Here is an 18,892-nt window from a genome sequence, read left to right on the forward strand (position 1 = left end):
GAAGTACGCTAAAAAAATATAGACGAGTAAATACACTGATTTGATAACAATAATGTAATCAAATTCACCACATCTACAAAACCAACATCACACTCAAAAAACTCAAGTGCTCATTAAATATGTTTAGCTATATGTGGAAAAGCAGTCATCATAGTCATAATTGTCAATACAATGTAACTTAGACCAACACCATATAACACATAGCACATCTAATAGACAAGGAAATTATATCAACAAATTCAATTAAAAATTATTGCAAAAATAAATCAAATAAAAAAATATTAATGTAACATCTTTAATTTATCAAAAAACAATAGTTAAACTAATGATTCATAAAAATAAAAAATTTAATCAAATAGACATAATGAAAATTTTAAAAGTCACAATGAAAAGCAAAAGTAAAAAATCTCTTTTAAAATAAATAAATTGGAAAAAAAGCAAATATAATATATAAATAAGTAAAATCGATTACTATGTAATATATAAACTTACCTATTTATTTATAAATAAATAAAAAAAATTAAACATTTTTCTTACGAATAACTGAAATTATCCTTGTTAAACTTCTATGCATTTTGATTCCATATTGTTCAACTAATTCAAATCCAACTTCCTCAATCATAGGATTTAAATCAACATAATGAGGACTAGCCATACACAAATAGGCATCATCTTTCATATTATCATAAATTGAATGGAAAAACTCATTGAAAATCTCATCACCCTCAATATCTCCAGTTGAAGTAGATATTCCATAAGGAGGGTCTGTAACTACACTATCTACCTTTTCATACATTTTAAGTTCACGTACATCAACATTGAATGTTCTATAATCAGTTATTCCACAGTAATCCAAATTGATTGCACTTCCATTTTTCATTTTCCAGTTAACATCAGATCCTGCAACTTTACATCCAATTAATCCTGCTTCAATAAGTATTCCCCCAGTTCCACAGAAAGGATCCAATACCAAATCTCCGGAATTAACCCTAGACAGATTAACCATACACCTTGCCAATTTTGGACTCATTGAACCTGGATAGAAAAACGGTCTTTTATGAGGTTTTATTTCTTCAAAATGTTTTTTATTGAGTTTAAATTTTTCAATAGCTATATAAACAGTATTTTCATAAGCAATTAATCTGATTAATGAATCAGGTTTTTTCAGTTTTACTTTTATATTGTCACATTTTGATAAAATTAATGATCCTGTCTTTCGCTCAGCAGCCACAGTATCAATTGGAGAGTTGAATCTTTTTACTCTTACAGCAAAGTTTTTAGAAATATATCTGCTCCAGTCAATAGCTAAAATATCCCTTTCCAAATCATCTATAGAGGATTTAAATATTACCTCATCCACTTCATGGGTGTATCCTAATCTTTTTACAAGTGTCTGATAATATTTGTCTGAGTTTTCATCAGAAATATCCTTTAATAAAATCAAACCTTCAGTTATTTTAGAAATATCCAATTCCATATCCTCACATTCAATAACTGCTTTTAGTTCTGCAAGAGGTAATTTGTCATGTTCCTGAGATTGTATACATAGTAATTCCATTAACTTCACCTGATTTTTTAAAAAAAAATTATTTTTTAAATTTGTCGAAATGTCTTCTGATGATAGTTTCTTTAGAGTCTTTTGTTTGGGTACCTATATCATTTTCTTCAAATTTTGAATCCTGAATGTCCTGATCATTATAATAAAGTTCAGCTTCATTTTCCCCATAGTAATCATCATCACTATAAGAATAATCATCAGTACTTTCATTATAATAGTCATTATCATGAAGTCCATTACCCCTATTGTTAACAGCACCTTCAATATTGTCTTCCAAAGAATCTTTCATGTAAGGTTCATATTCATAATTATGCCTTTTTTCCTCTTCAAAGTTCAATTCTTCAGGATAATATTCATAATCCCTAACAGGTTCTTTTCTGTAATAATCCTGAGGCTCATAATATTCATCTTCACCATAATAACCGCCATCCTCATACTGTCTTCTTTTTGAGCGGTAGTCATTAGATGGTTCATAGTATTCATCATCAGAATAATATTCAGGCTGCTGTCTGTTTATAGAAAAATCATCTCTATAATGTCTGCTTCTTAGATTATTCTGATTGGATATTCTTGAAAATATTATATTTTCAACTTCCTTAACATTTGAAATATTGGCTAATTTCATCTGATTGTTGTCATAAGCACTATAAACCGAAACTGTTCCGACATTCAATATTTTTGCTACAATACTTTGAGATGTGCTTACATCCTGAATTGTTCCGTAAGGCATGTAGTTTTTTTTTAGTGTATAAAACTCCTGATTTAATAATAATTCTTGAGTCAGTTAAAATATACTCCATATAATACCAGTTAATAAGTTGCCAGATTATATACAGAATAATAAAAAGTATAATTACAAAAAGTGCAATAGCAGTATACCTTGTTAAAGACAATTTAACATAAGATATTAAATATACTTGCATTTCACCAATAAATGCAATAATCGGTGATGCAACAGATAAAACAACTACTAATAAAATAACTCCAAAAATAGCTTTTTTACATCCTAAAAAGCATATTCGGTTTGGTTTGATAAATAGTTTTTTCATTAGTTATTTTATCATTTCTATTAAACAACATAATAATGTATTAGAATTTAATTTTAAATAAAGTTTTTTAAAAAATAAGATTTAAAAAGTAAGCCTCAGCTCGCCCATCATTCATCACGTATCAGAGCTCATAGGGTTCATCATTGGCTTACAGATTATTTAAGCAAACATTACGCCTGCTTCTTTTATAAATTCATCATCATGTTCCTTGTCAAGAACTTTTTCTACAGCATCCATGAAATCAGTTACTGTGACTCTGTCTCTTTTTTCACGAATAGCAAACATACCTGCTTCAGTACATACTGCCTTCAAATCAGCACCGGAAAGACCGTCAGTTAAGCTGCTTAGCAAATCCAAGTCAGCTTCCTCATCCAAAGCCATGTTTTTAGTATGTATTTTTAGGATTTGTTTTCTTCCGTCATCATTAGGAAGGGGAACTTCTATAAATCTGTCAAAACGGCCAGGCCTTAATAATGCAGGGTCTAAAATATCCGGACGGTTTGTTGCACCGATAATTCCGATATCTCCCCTGGATTCAAAACCGTCAAGTTCAGCAAGAAGTTGCATTAAAGTTCTTTGAACCTCTCTGTCTCCGCTAGTTGAACTTTTAAGCCTTTTGGCTGCAACAGCATCAAGTTCATCAATGAAAATAATAGCCGGTGCTTTTTCTTTAGCTAATTCAAATACTTCACGAACAAGTCTGGCTCCTTCACCTATATATTTTTTAACGAATTCGGAAGCTACAATTTTAATAAATGTAGCATTTGTTTCATTAGCTACCGCTTTTGCAAGTAAAGTTTTACCGGTTCCCGGAGGTCCGTACAATAAAATTCCTTTAGGCGGATCAATACCTATTTTTTCAAATAATTCCGGCTCTTTTAAAGGAAGTTCAACAGTTTCTTTAACTTCAACTATTTGCTCTTCAAGTCCACCGATTTTATCATATGTAATGTCAGGTTTTGTTTCAATTTCCATTCCTGTAACATTTGCATCTTTTTCTGACGGTAAAACTTCTACAATACCAAAAGTCTGTTGGTTCAATGCAACTCTAGAACCTGGCACCAATAATTTTTCATCTAAGAATTTTGAATAATTTACTAAAAAGCTAGGTCCAGTACTGCTTTTAACAGTCATTCTGTAATCATCTAAAACTTCAGTAATAGTAGCTAAAACTAAAGGAGGTGATCTAAATCTTTCTACTTCGGAACGTAAGGATTTAGTTTCTCTTTCTAATCTGATTTTTTCATTTTCAATTAGAACTTTATCTTTTTCCAATTTCCTAACTTTCCACATTAAATTACTTTTAGCTTTGGAGTTTTCTTCTTTTAATGAATCTATTTCTTCTTGCATTGATTCAACTTTCTCAACTAACTGTTCTTTTGAAGAATTCTCCAAATCATTAATATTATCCATAGGACTCATCTCCAATAATATTGATTGAAAATTTTTATAATTTCGACATCTATGTTACTTTAATAACCATTAGTAACATTAACATATTTAAATTTTATTGTTATGCTATTTACTAAATGATAATATTTAAAATTTATGGGAAATTAATTATATACATTAACTAATAAATACTTAATTAAATTGAATTAGGAAAAACTGATTAATATGGAATGCGAAATTTGTGGTAGACAAGTATCTGACAATCCTAAAAAAGCAAAAATTGAAGGATCTGTCATGATTGTTTGTGATGAATGTGCTAAACTTGGAAAAATACAAAAAGCACCTCCAAAACCAAAATTTAGAAAATCAAACAAACCTAAGAAAAATAAAACAACAAAACAAAATTATTCTAAAGATGAACCTAAAGAAGAATTGGTTGAAGATTTTAATGTTAAAATTAGAAAAGCCAGAGAATCTAAAAACCTATCAAGAGAAGAATTAGGTCAAAAAATCTATGAAAAAGTTTCTGTTATAAATAGAATTGAATCAGGCAAGATGATTCCTGATATAAGATTAACTAAAAAATTAGAAAATGCTTTAAACATTACTTTAATTGAAAATGTAGAAGAACTGGATTTAAGCAAATACACAGGTAACCCTTCACAGGGACGTACTCTTGGTAATGTTGTAAAAATTAAAAAAAGGTAGCTATTTATTTGAATAGCTATTTATTTTCTTATTTTCAATATGTTTTACTTTTCCTTTTAGTTTATAATCTATTTTTCCGCCATTTTTAGCTTTATGAGAATAATATCCTTTAAAATCAGGAGCATTATTTAACTTATTTTTTAATTGATTGAACACATCATATTCATCACTAACAACTACAACATGAGCAGGCGGATGAATTTTTTTAATTTGCATAATACTTAAAGTTATATCTTCTTTAACAAAAAAGGCAGTAGCAACTTTAGAACTTGTTCTGAGTTTAGAATTTAGAATCTTTTCAACTAATGAATCAGCAAATTTTGCATCAATTATTTTTGGTTTAGTTGCTAAATTTAAATTTCCATGTCTTTCCATGTCCGCAATTGCATTTAGTAGTTTTGAATTGTTTTCTCCTCTTATTAAGATTAATGCCATAGTATCACTGTTTTAAAAAAAATAATTAATGGTGAAAAATTTCACCGATTTTGGAACGATTTCAATAATCTACTTCTAAATACTACAAGCAATATTAAAATTACCCCAATTGCAGTTTGTATACTGCCTAAAATATTTAGTAAATTTGCATCAACAGGTAAATCCCAAGATGGAGATGATTTGTCTCCATTTAATGCTGTATAATATACTCCAACTGCTTTAGAGTCTTTTTTAACATTAATATCTTTCGGTTCTACATGATCAACTCCAACTAAAAGACCATTGTTAATACCTTTGTTAATTGAAGTTGCAATAGCTGATGCATCATATCCATATTTAGCAACGGATGCATCTACAATTTGTTTAGTCGTTGATGCAAGTCCTGGTTTTTCACTTCCATAAACTGAAACACTAACCGAATCGGAAGTTACCGTAATCGCATTTCCCAACGCTTCATATGCATAAATTGTTGTTAACTCACCATTACAAACTGGACAGACTTCATAATTTTCAGATGATGGATAACCTACCGACCATCCGCAATCATCACATGATTTTGAATAAACTTCATTCATCGGATAACCAGATTCATTTAAATCCTTAGGCGTGAACATGTCTCCAGTAGATAAACCGGATACAAGATTTACTGCACCTCCACCGTATTTTTCACCAGAATCATTAGCTACTTCACCCATAGCTTCAGAAACAATAGTAGTTGCTGGATATCCATCCCTAATCATTTTTCCAATGTTAATTGCAGTTTCTTTACGAACAGTAGCTGCAGTACCATATAATGGGTTTCCTTCAGAATTCCTTAAGTGAATAATAGCTCCTTTTTGTCCAGGCTGTAAAGTAGCTATTCCACCAGAAGTTGAGGAATAAGGAGTTACAGTGATAGAACCATTACCGTCTACAGTAACAACATATGCATCAAAAGAACCTCCAATTGAAATACCCATTTCAGGACCTCCTACAACCAGACGGGCTCCTTTATATTTAGATGCAATTGATGCTGCAGAAGCTGCAGATGCATTGTTTTCAAGAGATGCAACTGCGTCTACAATGGAATCCAATCTTGAGTCTGAACCACCAGTACCCCCAGAAAGAACCGCAAAATGATGTTCCTTAGACATTAAAAATGTTGACTGGAACATATTATCTGCAAAAGACATACTTCCTGCAGCAGCTCCATTCGGGTCTTTACCAGTAGGATCAGTAATAACCATTACGTTACAAGTAGCAGCTACACTATTTATACACATCATAAATATTATAAATAAAATTATTGGTATATTCCACTTTTTCAAACTATCCCTCTATTAACCCTGATTTGTCGTATTCTTTAATTCAACTGACGAGAAATCTTCAATAACGGTTACTGTAACAATACCTGTGTTTTTATCCACCTGAACATCTGCAGCAGAAATAGGTGCAACTGAGGTTCCCGGAACTGTTGACCGTTTTGCAAACTCTTGAGCCGTTTGTATCGCATCCTGCAGTGAAACTTCTTTTTTAGAAGTTTTTAAAATATCTCCATGAATTACACTACCGTCTCTTAAACCAGATTGCATAACATTAGATCTAATAATATCTACAGGTACAACATCATTACCTTTAACTATGATTCCAGAAATAGGGACACCATCAGTAACTTCATCAGAGGATGCATAAGCAACATATGTTATTAAACGACCGCAAAGAATCAAGATGAATGCTAATAATAAAATTATTAATGTATCTCTTCTTATCTTTATAAACATGTTTTTATCCTCTAAATTTTTCCATCAATAAGCAATAGAAAAATAAATTACATTTATTATATTAAAATTTTGTAATATTTAAATTATTTCCTTAAAATATTTTCCAAAAGACCTTCAGCAGGGTCCATTCCCTGTGCACCAATTAATAAAATAATATCATTTGCATCAGCACACTTGTATGTGTCTTTTAAACAGTCACATAAATTATCAAAATAATTATAATCAATATTGTTCTGATTTAAAACTTCAAAGAAAATTTCACGCTCTTCATCTTCAACAAAATTCAAATGGTCAACAACATCATTACTTGAAGACAGAACTAATTTTATATTATCATCCATAGATTCAGCCAATGCTTCAACATTCAATTTGTTGATTTCTACACCTCTTGAACCCCTGATTGAACATACAACATATAATGTTTGGTTTTCAGCAAGTAATTTACGGGTCTCAGCAATTGTAGCTTTTATACCGTCAGGATTATGTGCAAAATCATCTACAATCAATGGATTTTCATGAAGTTTTGAAAACCTTCTGTTTAATGGGCGGTAAGATTTTACACCTTCAACAATATCTTCTATATCCATATTTAAAGATATGCATGCTGCAACTGCTGATAAAATATTTTGAATAAAGTGATGGGAAGTAAAAGGCAAATCTTTGTTTTCCAAAATCCGTTTACCTTCATAAAAAATTCCATTATCATAATAAACATTAGGATTTTTTGAGTCCATATTATTCATAGAACATAAAAAAGGATGTTTTGGGGTTAATTTCATCACCAAATCATCATCATAATTCAATACTGTTACCCCATCTCCAATAGCATTGGGAACCTGATTTATTTCATCAAAAACTTCATCAATGGAATTTACAAGACCTATATGATCCATAGCTATATTAGTTATAACTCCAACACTTGGTTTAACTGCACTGGCCATCAGATATGCATGATGTTTCATTAAGTTTCCAAGCCAGCCCTGAACTTCTGAAACCTCAATAACCAGATAGTCCAGTTTTCCATTATTTTTAACTTCATCAGAAATTAGTTTAGAAACCATAGGGTCAATTAATGTGTTGAATTCTGATTCGCTGTCAGTATTTGTAAGAACATGTACTCCAGTGTTTTTTAAAATATGATAAATTAAATGAGATGTTGTTGATTTTCCATTGGTTCCAGTTATAATAACATTTTTTGAATCTGGAGAAAACTTTTCAACAGTCCATTTAAGAGCATAAGCAGTAGCCAATTCTATCTTATCTACAACAATCAACGGAAAATTCAATTCTTTTGCCTTATCACATGCCCCATCCTGAGGAGTTTGAGTAATTAAACAGGCTAAATTTTTACCTGCTGCAATTTCTACCCCTTTACCATTAATTTTATGTCTTATTACAATGTCACCTTCTACAGCATCATTTAAAAATGTAAATTTCCCTGTAAATCCCTCATCATCAAAAAAACTATCTTTTCCAACAATATTACCTTCAATAAAACTAGCTAAATCCTGTATAATCATATAAAATCACCAAAAAAAGAAAAAGAAAAATTAGAATATGTATAATTGAGCGAGAATTCCAATTACACATAACCATACAGTAACACCCCAATAGCTAAGTACAATCTTACGTTCAGACATACCATAATGATTTAATGTATGATGTAATGGTTCAACAGGCAATTTAATAATATTTGCTCTGTGTAACAAACTAACAACAACAGATGCTATTGGAACACCTAATGCAAGAACTCCAAAATAGGGAATATCAGATATAAGAACTGCAGCAGCATAACCTGTACCTAATACAAATGATCCAGTATCCCCCATAAATATTGATGCAGGATACTTATTGAATACTAAAAATCCTAAACATAATCCTGTTAAAATTATGAATACAGGCATACCCCCCATATTTCCGCATAAATATAAGTAACAGCAGCATGCAAAGGAAGCAATACCTACAATTCCTGCAGCCAAACCATCCATCCCATCAATTAAGTTCACACAATTAATACAACCTAAAATAGCAATTATAACTACTGGAAATGCTAAAATTCCTAAATTAAATCCGCCGATAGTAGTTATAACACCAGTTAAACCTAATAATACACCTAAAAGAATTTGAAAAACGATTTTTTCAAGTTCTCCAGGTTCAGTTTTGATTGGAACTTCTCCAATAATTTCCACTTTACCTTCTTCTACCAACTTATCAATTTCTTTTTTAGCTTTTGGAGTAGCTACCCTAACTTCTTCATTAGGCTCAACATCAAGTCTGCCCAAAGTAATTACTTCATCACAACAGTTTACAACAACTTTCTGAATTTCTTTAACTTTAAGACCAATTAAATCATCCAATAAACCTACAATTCCCCCTGCAAGCATAATATAAGACATGATTAAAATTGGAGTATTATTATAATAAATAGCAATAATCAACAAAATTACAAATAAAAATGCAATACCACCCATTGTTGGAGTGCCGCTTTTATGTCTGTGTTCACTGACAATCGGATTATCTGCTATTCTTGCATTAAGTAAGATTCTTCTAATGCAATATGTACAAATTATTGCACCAAATAATGTTATTAAAAAAAGAATTAACATATCCCCATTATTCATTTTACCACACATAAATTATGTATCATATTAATTTTATTTCTAATGTTATATAAAATTAATTTAATAGTGTTTAAGTTATTATTAAATCAAATCTTCAACATATCTGTCTAATTGCTCTTTTGAATCTGCCCTGATTGTAATTCTTTGATATCCTTCAGGTCCGTGAACCACCCAATCATTGTTTTTAAAGGATTTTAAAGGTTCGTTTAAATCCGGACCTTTGTAACGCCCAATAGGAATTTCTGTAGCATAATAATATTCCAATTTATCCTGAATATCCTTAATGGAAAATTTGCCTGCAGCCATATTTACCAATTCACATAAAGAATTAACACCACAGGTGGCTGTTGTTAAATATCTGGTTCCATTAGGCCTTGTGTTAACTTCAATAGCATACAGTTGCTGTTCATCTTTTGAAAACATGAAATCCATTTCAAAAATACCGTCAGAACCTAAATTCTTAGCTACTTTATATGCAGTCCTCTGAACAAGATTATTATCCAATCCTTCAACTAAACAGGGAGCTGTTTTAATCTTATTTAAAGGATGAATTCCCTCCAAAGTTGTTTCTCCTTTATAAATTGGAGATAAAGGCACATATTCACCATTATACCCCAATACTTCAATAGAAATTTCAGAACCTTCAATAAATTTTTCACATAAAGCATGGTCAAATTCTTCAAAATACTCTTTAACATCATCTAAAGATTCAGCTACTTTAATATCTTTTCCGCCCTGTCCCTGACCTTGCTTTAAAACAACCGGAAACTCCATTTTCAATTTGCTTTCAAAATCATCCTTAGCCAATATCTGATATTGTGGAGTAGGTACTCCTATTTCATTGTAGAACTCTTTGGTTTTAATTTTATCAGAAGTTAATCTAACTGCACGAACATTAGCTGCAATTACAGGAATATCAGTTTCAGCTTCAAGTTCCTCTTTCATTTTAGCTACTTCTATTAATGGAGGATCAATACCAATCAAAGGTACAACAGCATCTACATTCTGACTGATAGCTATCTGTTTTGGACTGTCCATACCTCTAGGCACGATAAAAACCTGATCAGGCAAATCCAGATTTATGGCATCTTCATTAGATTCAGTAATTATGCTTTCAATACCGTTTTCCCTAACATAATAATCTATATCATCATACAATCTTGAACCGATAAATAAAATTTTCATAAAATCTCCTTCAAAATATTTATAAACTTGTAGGCTCCCTTTTGAACTGCTGGTGTTGGCTTATCTGAATAATCCATGGATTCAGGTTCAATACCAACAAATATTATCTTAAAATCATTATCTCGCTCTAAATATTTAACAAAATATGATAAAGACATTGAATGAGTTGAAATTCCAATATTAACAAAATCATCCTTGTCTACAATTTTAAATTCACCAGGTTTACATCCCATTAAACATGCATCAACAAGAATTACATGTGAAGGCTGTTCTTTTCTAATTTTACCTGTGAAATTCTCAGGAACTGTCTTGCCATCAATGATTATTAAATTAGGATTTTCTAAATCTTTTAATTCATTAATTATAAAAGGCCCTACACCATCATCACATTTAAGCTCGTTTCCAATCCCTAATATAATCAATTTTTCATTATTTTCTAAAAATTCTTCCAGCTGTCTTTTAAATGAAATAAAATCACCTAATAATAATTTGCTTCAATAGTTCCAATTCCTTTTCCCATAATATATTTTAATTTAACATTAATTAAATCATTGCATTTTACATTTTTTTCATCTAAAGGAATTAACAGAGGCGGGTTTAACATAGGTGTAGGTCCGCAAACCAGATTATCATTAAGTTTGGTGATAGTTGTAATTTTCAATCCATTAACTAAAGAATCCTTATTGGCCTTAATGGTTATTACCTTTTCAAAATCAGGATTTATATCATTTAGAAAATTAATTTCATCATAAATAACCGGTTTTGATAAAGTTTTGCAGTTAACATCTTCATCATAATGAATGTAATCCCTCTCCAGGTGTGCAAGCTCTATAGTATTAATAATACCCTGAGGAATTATTTTACCATTCTCTTTCAGATAATTTCTTGCATGATTCAATACTGGAACTTCTTCTTCATCAATAAGGGCAGTATCCAGCATTTCACAAACAATCAAATCACATTTTTTAGAAAAATCATATTTTAAAACATCTTCGTTAACAACTTCAATGTTTTTAAAGCTTTTCAAATTTTCTTTAGCACATCTACTTGCTTTAAAATCCTGTTCAATAGCTATTATTTCTTTAAAATAAGAATTTAGAAAAAAAGATAAAATTCCACTTCCGCATCCCAAATCATAAGCCAATTCCTGACTGGTGGATAACTCCTTAATAGCTTCGTAAAATGCTGAAAGTCTTTCCTCATCTTTTAATAAGTCAAAATGATAAGGAGTTGTTTTAAATTTCATAAAAAAAAATAAGAATTAATGGTGATGATCATGTTCATGATCTCTGTCACTGAATTCTTCACCATTAGCAGTAGTTGTGAGTTTTACGTGTTCTACCCCTTTAAGCCTCATTAATTTATCTGTCAACTCACGAATTTCACTGATATCTCCGTTAACAACAACAATTTCCATACAATATTTTTCAGTCATATGAAGGTGCATATTCATGTTAATTTCATTTCTGAAACTATGTTGAATATCTGCAAGATTTTCCATAACTCCAGTGTAATGATGATCATAAATAATAGTGATAATTCCAATTCTTTCTCCTTCCATCTCATTCATCCATTGATGTCTTACAATGTAATCCTGAAGAGCATCACGAATACCCTTTGAACGAGACTGATAACCTCTCTCTTTTAAAACTTCATCAAAATCAGCCAATAATTTTTTTGGTAATGACATGCTTATTCTCATCATACTAAAACATTCCATAATAATGTAATTTAGATATAATATTAAATTTAAAAATATATAAATGTTATGAAAAAATATCAATTTTATATTACTTCATCACTTATTCAACAAGTAAATAATAATCCCCATCTTCTTTTTTAATAGGTTTCAGAAGGTTTTTATTTTCCAGAGATAAAATAATGTGATACATTTTAAAATTAGAAAGTTTTAAATCACCATAAAGCAAATGGCCTTCCAAAGTATACTTGGAAACTAAATTCTTATCATCAACCAACTCTTTAATTAGATTATAAGATTCCTTTTCTTTAATATTTAATTCAATCTTCTCAACATCTTTTTTAGATTTGACAGCATTAATTTCCTTATCAGAAATAGTTAATTTAACACTGCTTCCATTAAACTCAATCAGGTTCTTTTCTGATAAGGTATTTAAAATTTGAACAAGATCATATTCATGAAACCCCAATTCATCTTTTAAAAATTTAATAGAAACACCGTCAGGATATTCAGGATTGAATATTTCCACTTGATTTAAAACAACTTCCTCTTTTTTTGTAATTGTAATCATAAATAATCTATTTATATTATAATAATTATCATTTTTAAAATTTTTGAAATCAAATTATTTCTAAAAAAACAGAAGCAAAAATCCCTTTAAAATTTATATTAATACTTTTTTAATTTCTAATATTAATTAAGTAATACTTTTTTATAAAAAAGTATTTATAACATGAAGCACAATCTAAATATAGGTTTGAAGTAAAAACATATTCAAAATTATTAAACATATATAACTATTCTGTCTTTTAATTACCCTCCTCTTTTTTACTTCGAACTTCACTTTTTTAAAAAAAAACACTATTTTTTGATTTAAAAAACTGTTGAAGATTTAGGAAAGTAACATATAACTTCAAATGCAAAAAAAGAATTTTCCAAAAAAAATAAAAAAGGATATTTATTCTTTATCAAGATCAATACCCATTTTACCTGCAATTCTTGCAAGCAATACAGTAACAACTACAGCAACAATAGTTACAATGACTGCATATATTAATAATCATGTTACTGCTCCTCCAGCAGTGTAAAATTCTTCAATTAATTTTTGTATTGCTTCATTCCAAGCTAAACCTGCAACAAATGCAAATGCTGTAGTAATTAATGTTAACATAGTTTCCATTATCATTTGCTTATTTCACTAGCCATAATCATCACCTATATAAAATCTGAGAACAATACTAAGATGATAATATTTTTTAAATTTAATGTACAAATCATGTATTAAATAATTTTTGATTATACATCTTACACCATTCAGTACCATATATTGATTTTATTTTATTTAAATGTATTTTAAAATAATCAGTTCAATATTAACCAATGACTGATTACATAACATACAATAACAAAATTAATCACTTTTTCCTAAAAATCCAAAACTAAAAAACTTAAATATTCCAACTATAAAATTAACATATATGAAAGCTGCAAACATATTCCATGACTTACGCAATATTTCATCAAAAGACATTATAACAAAAAACGAATTATTAAAGCTCTTAAAAAAATATTGCAAAATAATTTCACCCTATGATTTAATGCTTGCAACAGCTAGAATGAGAGAAGAAGGAAAATATGTTCAGGCCAATTATCGTGAAAAATACTTGGAAGTTTATGTAAAATACTTCATCATGCGTGTAAAAGAAATACTTGACAATAACAATTATCTAGATGAAGCTATTGATAAAGAAAGTTTTGATGAATCATTTAATTTATTAAAATATCAGTTTGAAAAAGAAAGAAACTACAGCATTGAAGAAGATAAGTTTCCTTTAATTTATATTATTACTGCTCTTTATACAACATTTATTTTAGAAGAGCCAATCCATCCAGTCGGAACTGAATTCCCCGGAAGTTTAAAAGTAGAAGAAAAAAATGGGGAGTTTTACTGTCCAGTTAAAGACAAACAAAAAGACAATGAAAATGCTATCTGCAATTTATGTCTAGCTGAACAAACCCCCAGAATTTAATTTTTTCTGTTTTCAGAACCTGCCATTGGAACACCGGTTAAAGCTGATGCTTCCATTGTTAAGGCCCTTAAGTTTTGTTTTTCCAATTTTGTAATATGGGTGTTTCCTGCCTGTTGAACAAGCATACATGCCTCATCAGTCATTGCATTTATATAATTAGCTACTGCTTTACCCATTTCCTTGTAATCAAGTCTGTGTCTTAAGGACAGATCCTGTGTAGCTATTCCTTTACTACAGTTACCTTTATAACACATTTGACAGACCCTGCAGCCTATAGAAATCAATGCAGCTGTTGCAATATATACTGCATCTGCTCCAAGAGCCAATGCTTTAGCTAAATCTGCTCCAGAACGAATTCCTCCAGCAGCTACCAAACTTACATCTTCTCTTAAATTAATTTCCTTTAATGCCTGATCTGCTTCCACAATAGCTGCAAGTGATGGAATACCTGAATGTTCCATAATAACATCAGGTCCCGCTCCAGTTCCTCCCTGCATACCGTCTACAACAATTATATCTGCTCCACCCTTAGCTGCGATTTTTACATCAGAAGCTACTTTACCTGAAGCAAATTTAACAATGATCGGAACTTTCCAGTCAGTAATTTCACGTAATTGAGAAATCTTCATACTTAAATCTTCAGGACCTACAATATCCATGTGTCTTGCAGGTGATAGAGCATCAGACCCTACAGGAATTTTTCTGATTCTGGAAACTTCTGCAGTTACTTTTTCACCAAGCAAGTGACCACCCATTCCGGATTTTGCCCCCTGACCTATTTTGATTTCAACTGCATCTCCCTGTTTAAGATAATCTGCAGAAACACCAAATCTTCCAGATGCATACTGTGCTATAAGTTTATCAGCCAATTCACGTTCTTCAGGAAGCATTCCCCCTTCCCCAGTGTTTGTTACAGTTCCTGCAAGTGAAGAACCAATAGCTAATGCCATTTTTGCTTCTTTACTTAACGCACCAAAAGACATTGCTCCAATCATTACAGGAGTATCTAATTTTAAAGGATTTTCAGCATATCTATCTCCCAATACAACATCTGTTCCGCATGGTTCCCTATATTTATCAATAGGAGGTCTTGATACCTGTGCAGGTATTACTACCAAATCATCAAAGTCAGGAATTTTTCTTAAAGCTCCAGTACTTCTGATTTTATATGATGCAGACTGAGCTTTTCTTACTATTTCCACAACATCAGGGAATCCCCATGCTTCTCTTGCATCCTGCGGAATTGCATTTACTTCAATAGCCCTATTTGGACACATTTCCAAACAAATTCTGCACCCGACACATTTTTCCTGATTTAATGGGTACGGTTCACCCTGAATAATTTCATAAACTCCGTGAGGACAGTTATTATAACATGAGAAACATCTTCCACAGATTTTTTCATCCCTGTCATCACACAAATACCAACAACAACCAGGCCTTCCAAAGTTTTTCTTACATAAAACCGGATTTCTTTCTACTCTATATGGCATACACTTCCCTCCTATTCAATTAATGACCGTAAAATGGTCTTGCACTTTCCGGAACTATTTTTTTAAATTCTTCGTACTCATCTTCCTTTAAATCAAAATCATATTCTTCCAGTAATTCTTTTAATTCAAGTTTATCTTCCCATGTTAATTCGTCAATTTTAGCATTGTATCCCAAGCTTTTAACTTCGCCCTTAACATAAATCACACCACGAATAATGGATTCTGCCACATCTTCTCCTACATCACCTAAGATAACAATACGGCCACCCATCATGAATATTCCAGTCATGAATCCTGAATTTCCACCAATGACAATAGTACCATTTTTCATGATTTCTCCAGTTCTTGAACCTACTGATTTACGAACAACAACTGTTCCGCCATATATTCCCTGTCCTGCTCCGTCACCAGCTGATCCTTCAACAACCACTTCACCGTCAGTTAAATTATCTCCAACAAACCATCCTGCATTACCATTGATTTTAATTTTTGGTCCGTCACACATGGTTCCTGTAAAATAACCTACAGAACCGTCCAGTTCAATGTTTACTTCATCAGTTACTCCTGCAACCAAATAATGCATTGCATTAGGATTTTTAATAAGTATTTTATCATAATCTTTTGCAGATTCTTTAACCTGTGAATTTAGTTCACGTGGAGAAAGTGATGCTGCATCTAATTCTTTTATTTTCACTAAAACCAACTCCTAAATTTCATACACCATTACTTCACCAGGAGAAATTTGTTCAATATTTTGAGTATCAACAACTTCCCTTAAAGATACCTCTTCAGATGCAATTGCAAAAACATCGTCAGTTTCAGCCATTACTCCCGGACGTAAACCTAATTTATCTTTAGCTATTCCAATACCATTTGGAGTTCCTATAATATAAGAAAAAGGACCATCCATATCTTCTACAGACTGTTCCAGTGCTTCTTCTAAAGAATAACCTGTATCTAATTTATCTGCAATATAATGAACCAAACATTCAGTATCATTAAAAGTTTCAAATACATGACCTTTTCTTTCTAAAGGATCCCTAATATTCCAATAATTTGTAATCTGACCATTATGAACAACAGATACATCTTTAACAATGTAAGTTTCAAATGGGTGTGCATGATATCTGTCCACACCACTTTCTGTTGAAAACCTTGTATGACCTATAGCATGAGTTCCTTTAACCTCACGCACATTGTATCTTTTTGCAATGTCCAATACAGAACCTACATCCTTAATCATTTCAAAATCCTGACTTCCGTTAATTACAATAACATCATCAATTGTATCAACAGTTGAGATAAGCGGTTTAAGTTCTGAAAAGTTATTTAACTGAACTTTACATTTGTAAATAAATGAATCTCCAACAGACGGAAGAACTTCATCACTTTGAATTGGAGTTACAAAGTTTATTGTATCTTTCACGGTTTCAAGTAATCTTGGTTGTTCTTTCACTTGAATTTTTAAGATGTACTCATCATCCTTAAGACCTGTTCCGCCATAAATTGAATAACCTGCAGAATCAGGACCTCTATGCTGAAGTTGATGAAGCATATTGGTCATGTCATTACCTGCACAATGCAATTTTTTATCTTTATAAACTATACCAGCTATTCCACACAATTTAAAACCTCCTCTATAAAATATTCGTGAATTCTAGTATCATCAGTTAATTCCGGATGAAATGCAATAGCTATATTATGTCCTTGCTGAATAGCTATTATTTCATCATCCAATTTTGATAAAACTTTAATATCTTCTTTGGTTTTATCATAATCATCAAGGGATGGTGCTCTAATGAAAACTCCCAAATAATCTTCCCCTAAAATGGAAATTGGACTTTCAAATGAATCTACCTGTCTTCCAAATGCATTCCTTTTAACTGAAATATCCATAATTCCCAATAAAGGCTGATCAAAATCAGTTTTTTTACCAAGCAAAACCATTCCTGCGCAAGTTCCAAAAACAGGAATTCTGTTATCTTTAATAACTTTATCTATCCCTCGTTCTTTGATGATTTTTCCTATCACAGTACTTTCACCACCAGAAATGATTACACCATCACAGTTCGCTACTTCATCAGCATATCTTACAGAAATTGCTTCTGCTTCAATACCCATATTTTCAATAGCTTTCTTTGTAATGTCGTAATGTTCACTTACGGCACCTTGTAAATTTAGTATTCCTATTGTAATCATATAATTCACTAATCATTCTAAACATTATTTTAAAAAAATAGCAGTAATTCTAAAAGTTATAGTAAAAATTATTAAGATATAGAATATTTGCTAATATACTATTATCATCTCATATTATATAAATGTAGTGGAAAACTACTTCCGACTAAAAAATTTTCTGAAAAAAAGCAATGATAATGATATGAATTTAAACAATATTCAAAAAAAAGTGGTAAAAAAAGGGAAAAAATGAAGAAAATAACAAAATTAGTTATTAACTTTTAATGCTATTGATTGCGTTTAAAGCACCGGCCCTAACATAACCGCTTTCATCTTCCAAAAGTGCTTCAAGCGGTTCGATAGCGGCATCATCTTTTAAGTTTCCTAAAGCCCATGCAGCTGCACCTCTTACCCTCCAATCTTCATCATCCAAAATTTCGATTAAAGGATCGACAGCTATTTGGCCCATACGACTTAAAGCAGTAGAAGCTTCTCTTCTAACTAATTTATTGTTATCTCTCAAAGTTAAAATTAAAGCACCAATTGATTTAGGATTAGAGATGGCTCCTAAAATTTTTGCTGCATTTAAACGAATATTTTTCTTCCTATGGGACAATGCAGACATTAAAGCATCTACAGATTCTTCTCCCATCATCTCCAATTCACCAGCAGCAGCTTCAACAACAAATTCGTCTTGGTCATTTAAATCTTCAATTAATTCTTCAACAGATTTTGACATAAACATCCCTCACTATATTTAATATAACTGTAAACATATAATAGT

General features: G+C 30.9%; 21 protein-coding genes and 1 pseudogene. 3 read left to right on the top strand and 19 right to left on the bottom strand.

Annotated elements, in window-relative coordinates; genetic code table 11:
- Positions 1–520 precede the first annotated feature (520 nt).
- The 3 genes and pseudogenes from MSM_RS01740 to MSM_RS01750 form a co-directional block, all read right to left on the bottom strand.
- Positions 521–1,558 carry a TIGR01177 family methyltransferase gene (locus MSM_RS01740; RefSeq protein WP_011953840.1) on the bottom strand — a complete coding sequence of 346 codons (1,038 nt, stop codon included), beginning with the start codon at positions 1,556–1,558 and terminating at the stop codon, positions 521–523.
- Positions 1,559–1,586: 28 nt separating this feature from the next.
- Positions 1,587–2,638, bottom strand: a pseudogene (locus tag MSM_RS01745) (PH domain-containing protein).
- Between the two features lie 128 nt (positions 2,639–2,766).
- The gene (locus MSM_RS01750) at positions 2,767–3,957 is read right to left on the bottom strand and encodes a proteasome-activating nucleotidase (protein ID WP_371416326.1); all 1,191 of its coding nucleotides are present in this window, start codon (positions 3,955–3,957) and stop codon (positions 2,767–2,769) included.
- A gap of 267 nt (positions 3,958–4,224) precedes the next feature.
- Between MSM_RS01750 and MSM_RS01755 the strand changes: the two genes are divergently transcribed.
- A complete protein-coding gene (locus MSM_RS01755) occupies positions 4,225–4,707 on the top strand; it encodes a multiprotein bridging factor aMBF1 (protein WP_004032096.1) in 483 nt (160 codons plus the stop codon).
- Here MSM_RS01755 and MSM_RS01760 read toward each other — a convergent pair whose 3' ends face one another.
- The 10 genes from MSM_RS01760 to MSM_RS01805 all read right to left on the bottom strand — a co-directional run bounded on the left by MSM_RS01760 (position 4,708) and on the right by MSM_RS01805 (position 12,978).
- Positions 4,708–5,142 carry a DUF356 domain-containing protein gene (locus tag MSM_RS01760; protein ID WP_004032097.1) on the bottom strand — a complete coding sequence of 145 codons (435 nt, stop codon included), beginning with the start codon at positions 5,140–5,142 and terminating at the stop codon, positions 4,708–4,710. It lies immediately after the preceding gene.
- Positions 5,143–5,183: 41 nt separating this feature from the next.
- Positions 5,184–6,407, bottom strand: a complete 1,224-nt coding sequence (locus MSM_RS01765; protein WP_011953842.1) for a hypothetical protein — start codon at positions 6,405–6,407, stop codon at positions 5,184–5,186.
- Between the two features lie 54 nt (positions 6,408–6,461).
- Complete coding sequence (locus MSM_RS01770) at positions 6,462–6,902, bottom strand: hypothetical protein (RefSeq protein WP_004036888.1); 441 nt, start codon at positions 6,900–6,902, stop codon at positions 6,462–6,464.
- 83 nt (positions 6,903–6,985) lie between these two features.
- Positions 6,986–8,422, bottom strand: a complete 1,437-nt coding sequence (locus tag MSM_RS01775; RefSeq protein WP_011953843.1) for a Mur ligase family protein — start codon at positions 8,420–8,422, stop codon at positions 6,986–6,988.
- 30 nt (positions 8,423–8,452) lie between these two features.
- On the bottom strand, positions 8,453–9,535 hold the full coding sequence (locus MSM_RS01780; protein WP_011953844.1) for a glycosyltransferase family 4 protein: 1,083 nt from the start codon (positions 9,533–9,535) through the stop codon (positions 8,453–8,455).
- A 69-nt stretch (positions 9,536–9,604) separates the two neighbouring features.
- Positions 9,605–10,708: a carbamoyl-phosphate synthase gene (locus MSM_RS01785; RefSeq protein ID WP_011953845.1), complete on the bottom strand. Its 1,104-nt coding sequence runs from the start codon at positions 10,706–10,708 to the stop codon at positions 9,605–9,607.
- Complete coding sequence (gene hycI, locus MSM_RS01790) at positions 10,705–11,130, bottom strand: hydrogenase maturation peptidase HycI (RefSeq protein ID WP_011953846.1); 426 nt, start codon at positions 11,128–11,130, stop codon at positions 10,705–10,707. The genes MSM_RS01785 and hycI overlap by 4 nt, the downstream gene beginning before the upstream one ends.
- 56 nt (positions 11,131–11,186) lie before the next feature.
- Complete coding sequence (locus tag MSM_RS01795; RefSeq protein WP_011953847.1) at positions 11,187–11,954, bottom strand: methyltransferase domain-containing protein; 768 nt, start codon at positions 11,952–11,954, stop codon at positions 11,187–11,189.
- A gap of 15 nt (positions 11,955–11,969) precedes the next feature.
- Positions 11,970–12,428 (bottom strand): nickel-responsive transcriptional regulator NikR, encoded by a 459-nt coding sequence (gene nikR / locus MSM_RS01800; protein ID WP_004032105.1) that lies wholly within the window; start codon positions 12,426–12,428, stop codon positions 11,970–11,972.
- A gap of 82 nt (positions 12,429–12,510) precedes the next feature.
- Entirely contained in the window at positions 12,511–12,978 is a 468-nt protein-coding gene (locus MSM_RS01805) for a hypothetical protein (protein ID WP_011953848.1), read from the bottom strand.
- 346 nt (positions 12,979–13,324) lie between these two features.
- On the opposite strand from MSM_RS01805, the gene MSM_RS09445 reads away from it, so the two are divergent.
- Positions 13,325–13,495 carry a hypothetical protein gene (locus MSM_RS09445; protein ID WP_233417978.1) on the top strand — a complete coding sequence of 57 codons (171 nt, stop codon included), beginning with the start codon at positions 13,325–13,327 and terminating at the stop codon, positions 13,493–13,495.
- On the opposite strand, the gene MSM_RS09450 is transcribed toward MSM_RS09445, so the two are convergent.
- Entirely contained in the window at positions 13,468–13,587 is a 120-nt protein-coding gene (locus MSM_RS09450; protein WP_233144494.1) for a DUF5654 family protein, read from the bottom strand. The two genes, MSM_RS09445 and MSM_RS09450, sit on opposite strands and share 28 nt — an antisense overlap.
- 298 nt (positions 13,588–13,885) lie before the next feature.
- On the opposite strand from MSM_RS09450, the gene MSM_RS01815 reads away from it, so the two are divergent.
- Positions 13,886–14,437: a DUF2115 domain-containing protein gene (locus MSM_RS01815; protein WP_011953850.1), complete on the top strand. Its 552-nt coding sequence runs from the start codon at positions 13,886–13,888 to the stop codon at positions 14,435–14,437.
- Here MSM_RS01815 and MSM_RS01820 read toward each other — a convergent pair.
- From MSM_RS01820 to MSM_RS01840, 5 genes are all read right to left on the bottom strand, one after another.
- Entirely contained in the window at positions 14,434–15,930 is a 1,497-nt protein-coding gene (locus MSM_RS01820) for a glutamate synthase-related protein (RefSeq protein ID WP_004036879.1), read from the bottom strand. The two genes, MSM_RS01815 and MSM_RS01820, sit on opposite strands and share 4 nt — an antisense overlap.
- A gap of 19 nt (positions 15,931–15,949) precedes the next feature.
- Positions 15,950–16,624 carry a GltB/FmdC/FwdC-like GXGXG domain-containing protein gene (locus MSM_RS01825; RefSeq protein ID WP_004032110.1) on the bottom strand — a complete coding sequence of 225 codons (675 nt, stop codon included), beginning with the start codon at positions 16,622–16,624 and terminating at the stop codon, positions 15,950–15,952.
- Between the two features lie 12 nt (positions 16,625–16,636).
- Entirely contained in the window at positions 16,637–17,554 is a 918-nt protein-coding gene (locus MSM_RS01830; protein ID WP_004032111.1) for a class II glutamine amidotransferase, read from the bottom strand.
- Complete coding sequence (gene pdxT, locus MSM_RS01835; protein ID WP_004036878.1) at positions 17,542–18,129, bottom strand: pyridoxal 5'-phosphate synthase glutaminase subunit PdxT; 588 nt, start codon at positions 18,127–18,129, stop codon at positions 17,542–17,544. Before pdxT ends, MSM_RS01830 begins: the two co-directional genes overlap by 13 nt.
- 253 nt (positions 18,130–18,382) lie before the next feature.
- Positions 18,383–18,847 carry a HEAT repeat domain-containing protein gene (locus MSM_RS01840; protein WP_011953851.1) on the bottom strand — a complete coding sequence of 155 codons (465 nt, stop codon included), beginning with the start codon at positions 18,845–18,847 and terminating at the stop codon, positions 18,383–18,385.
- Positions 18,848–18,892: the final 45 nt, after the last annotated feature.

Source organism: Methanobrevibacter smithii ATCC 35061 (assembly GCF_000016525.1).
Lineage (GTDB): Archaea > Methanobacteriota > Methanobacteria > Methanobacteriales > Methanobacteriaceae > Methanocatella > Methanocatella smithii.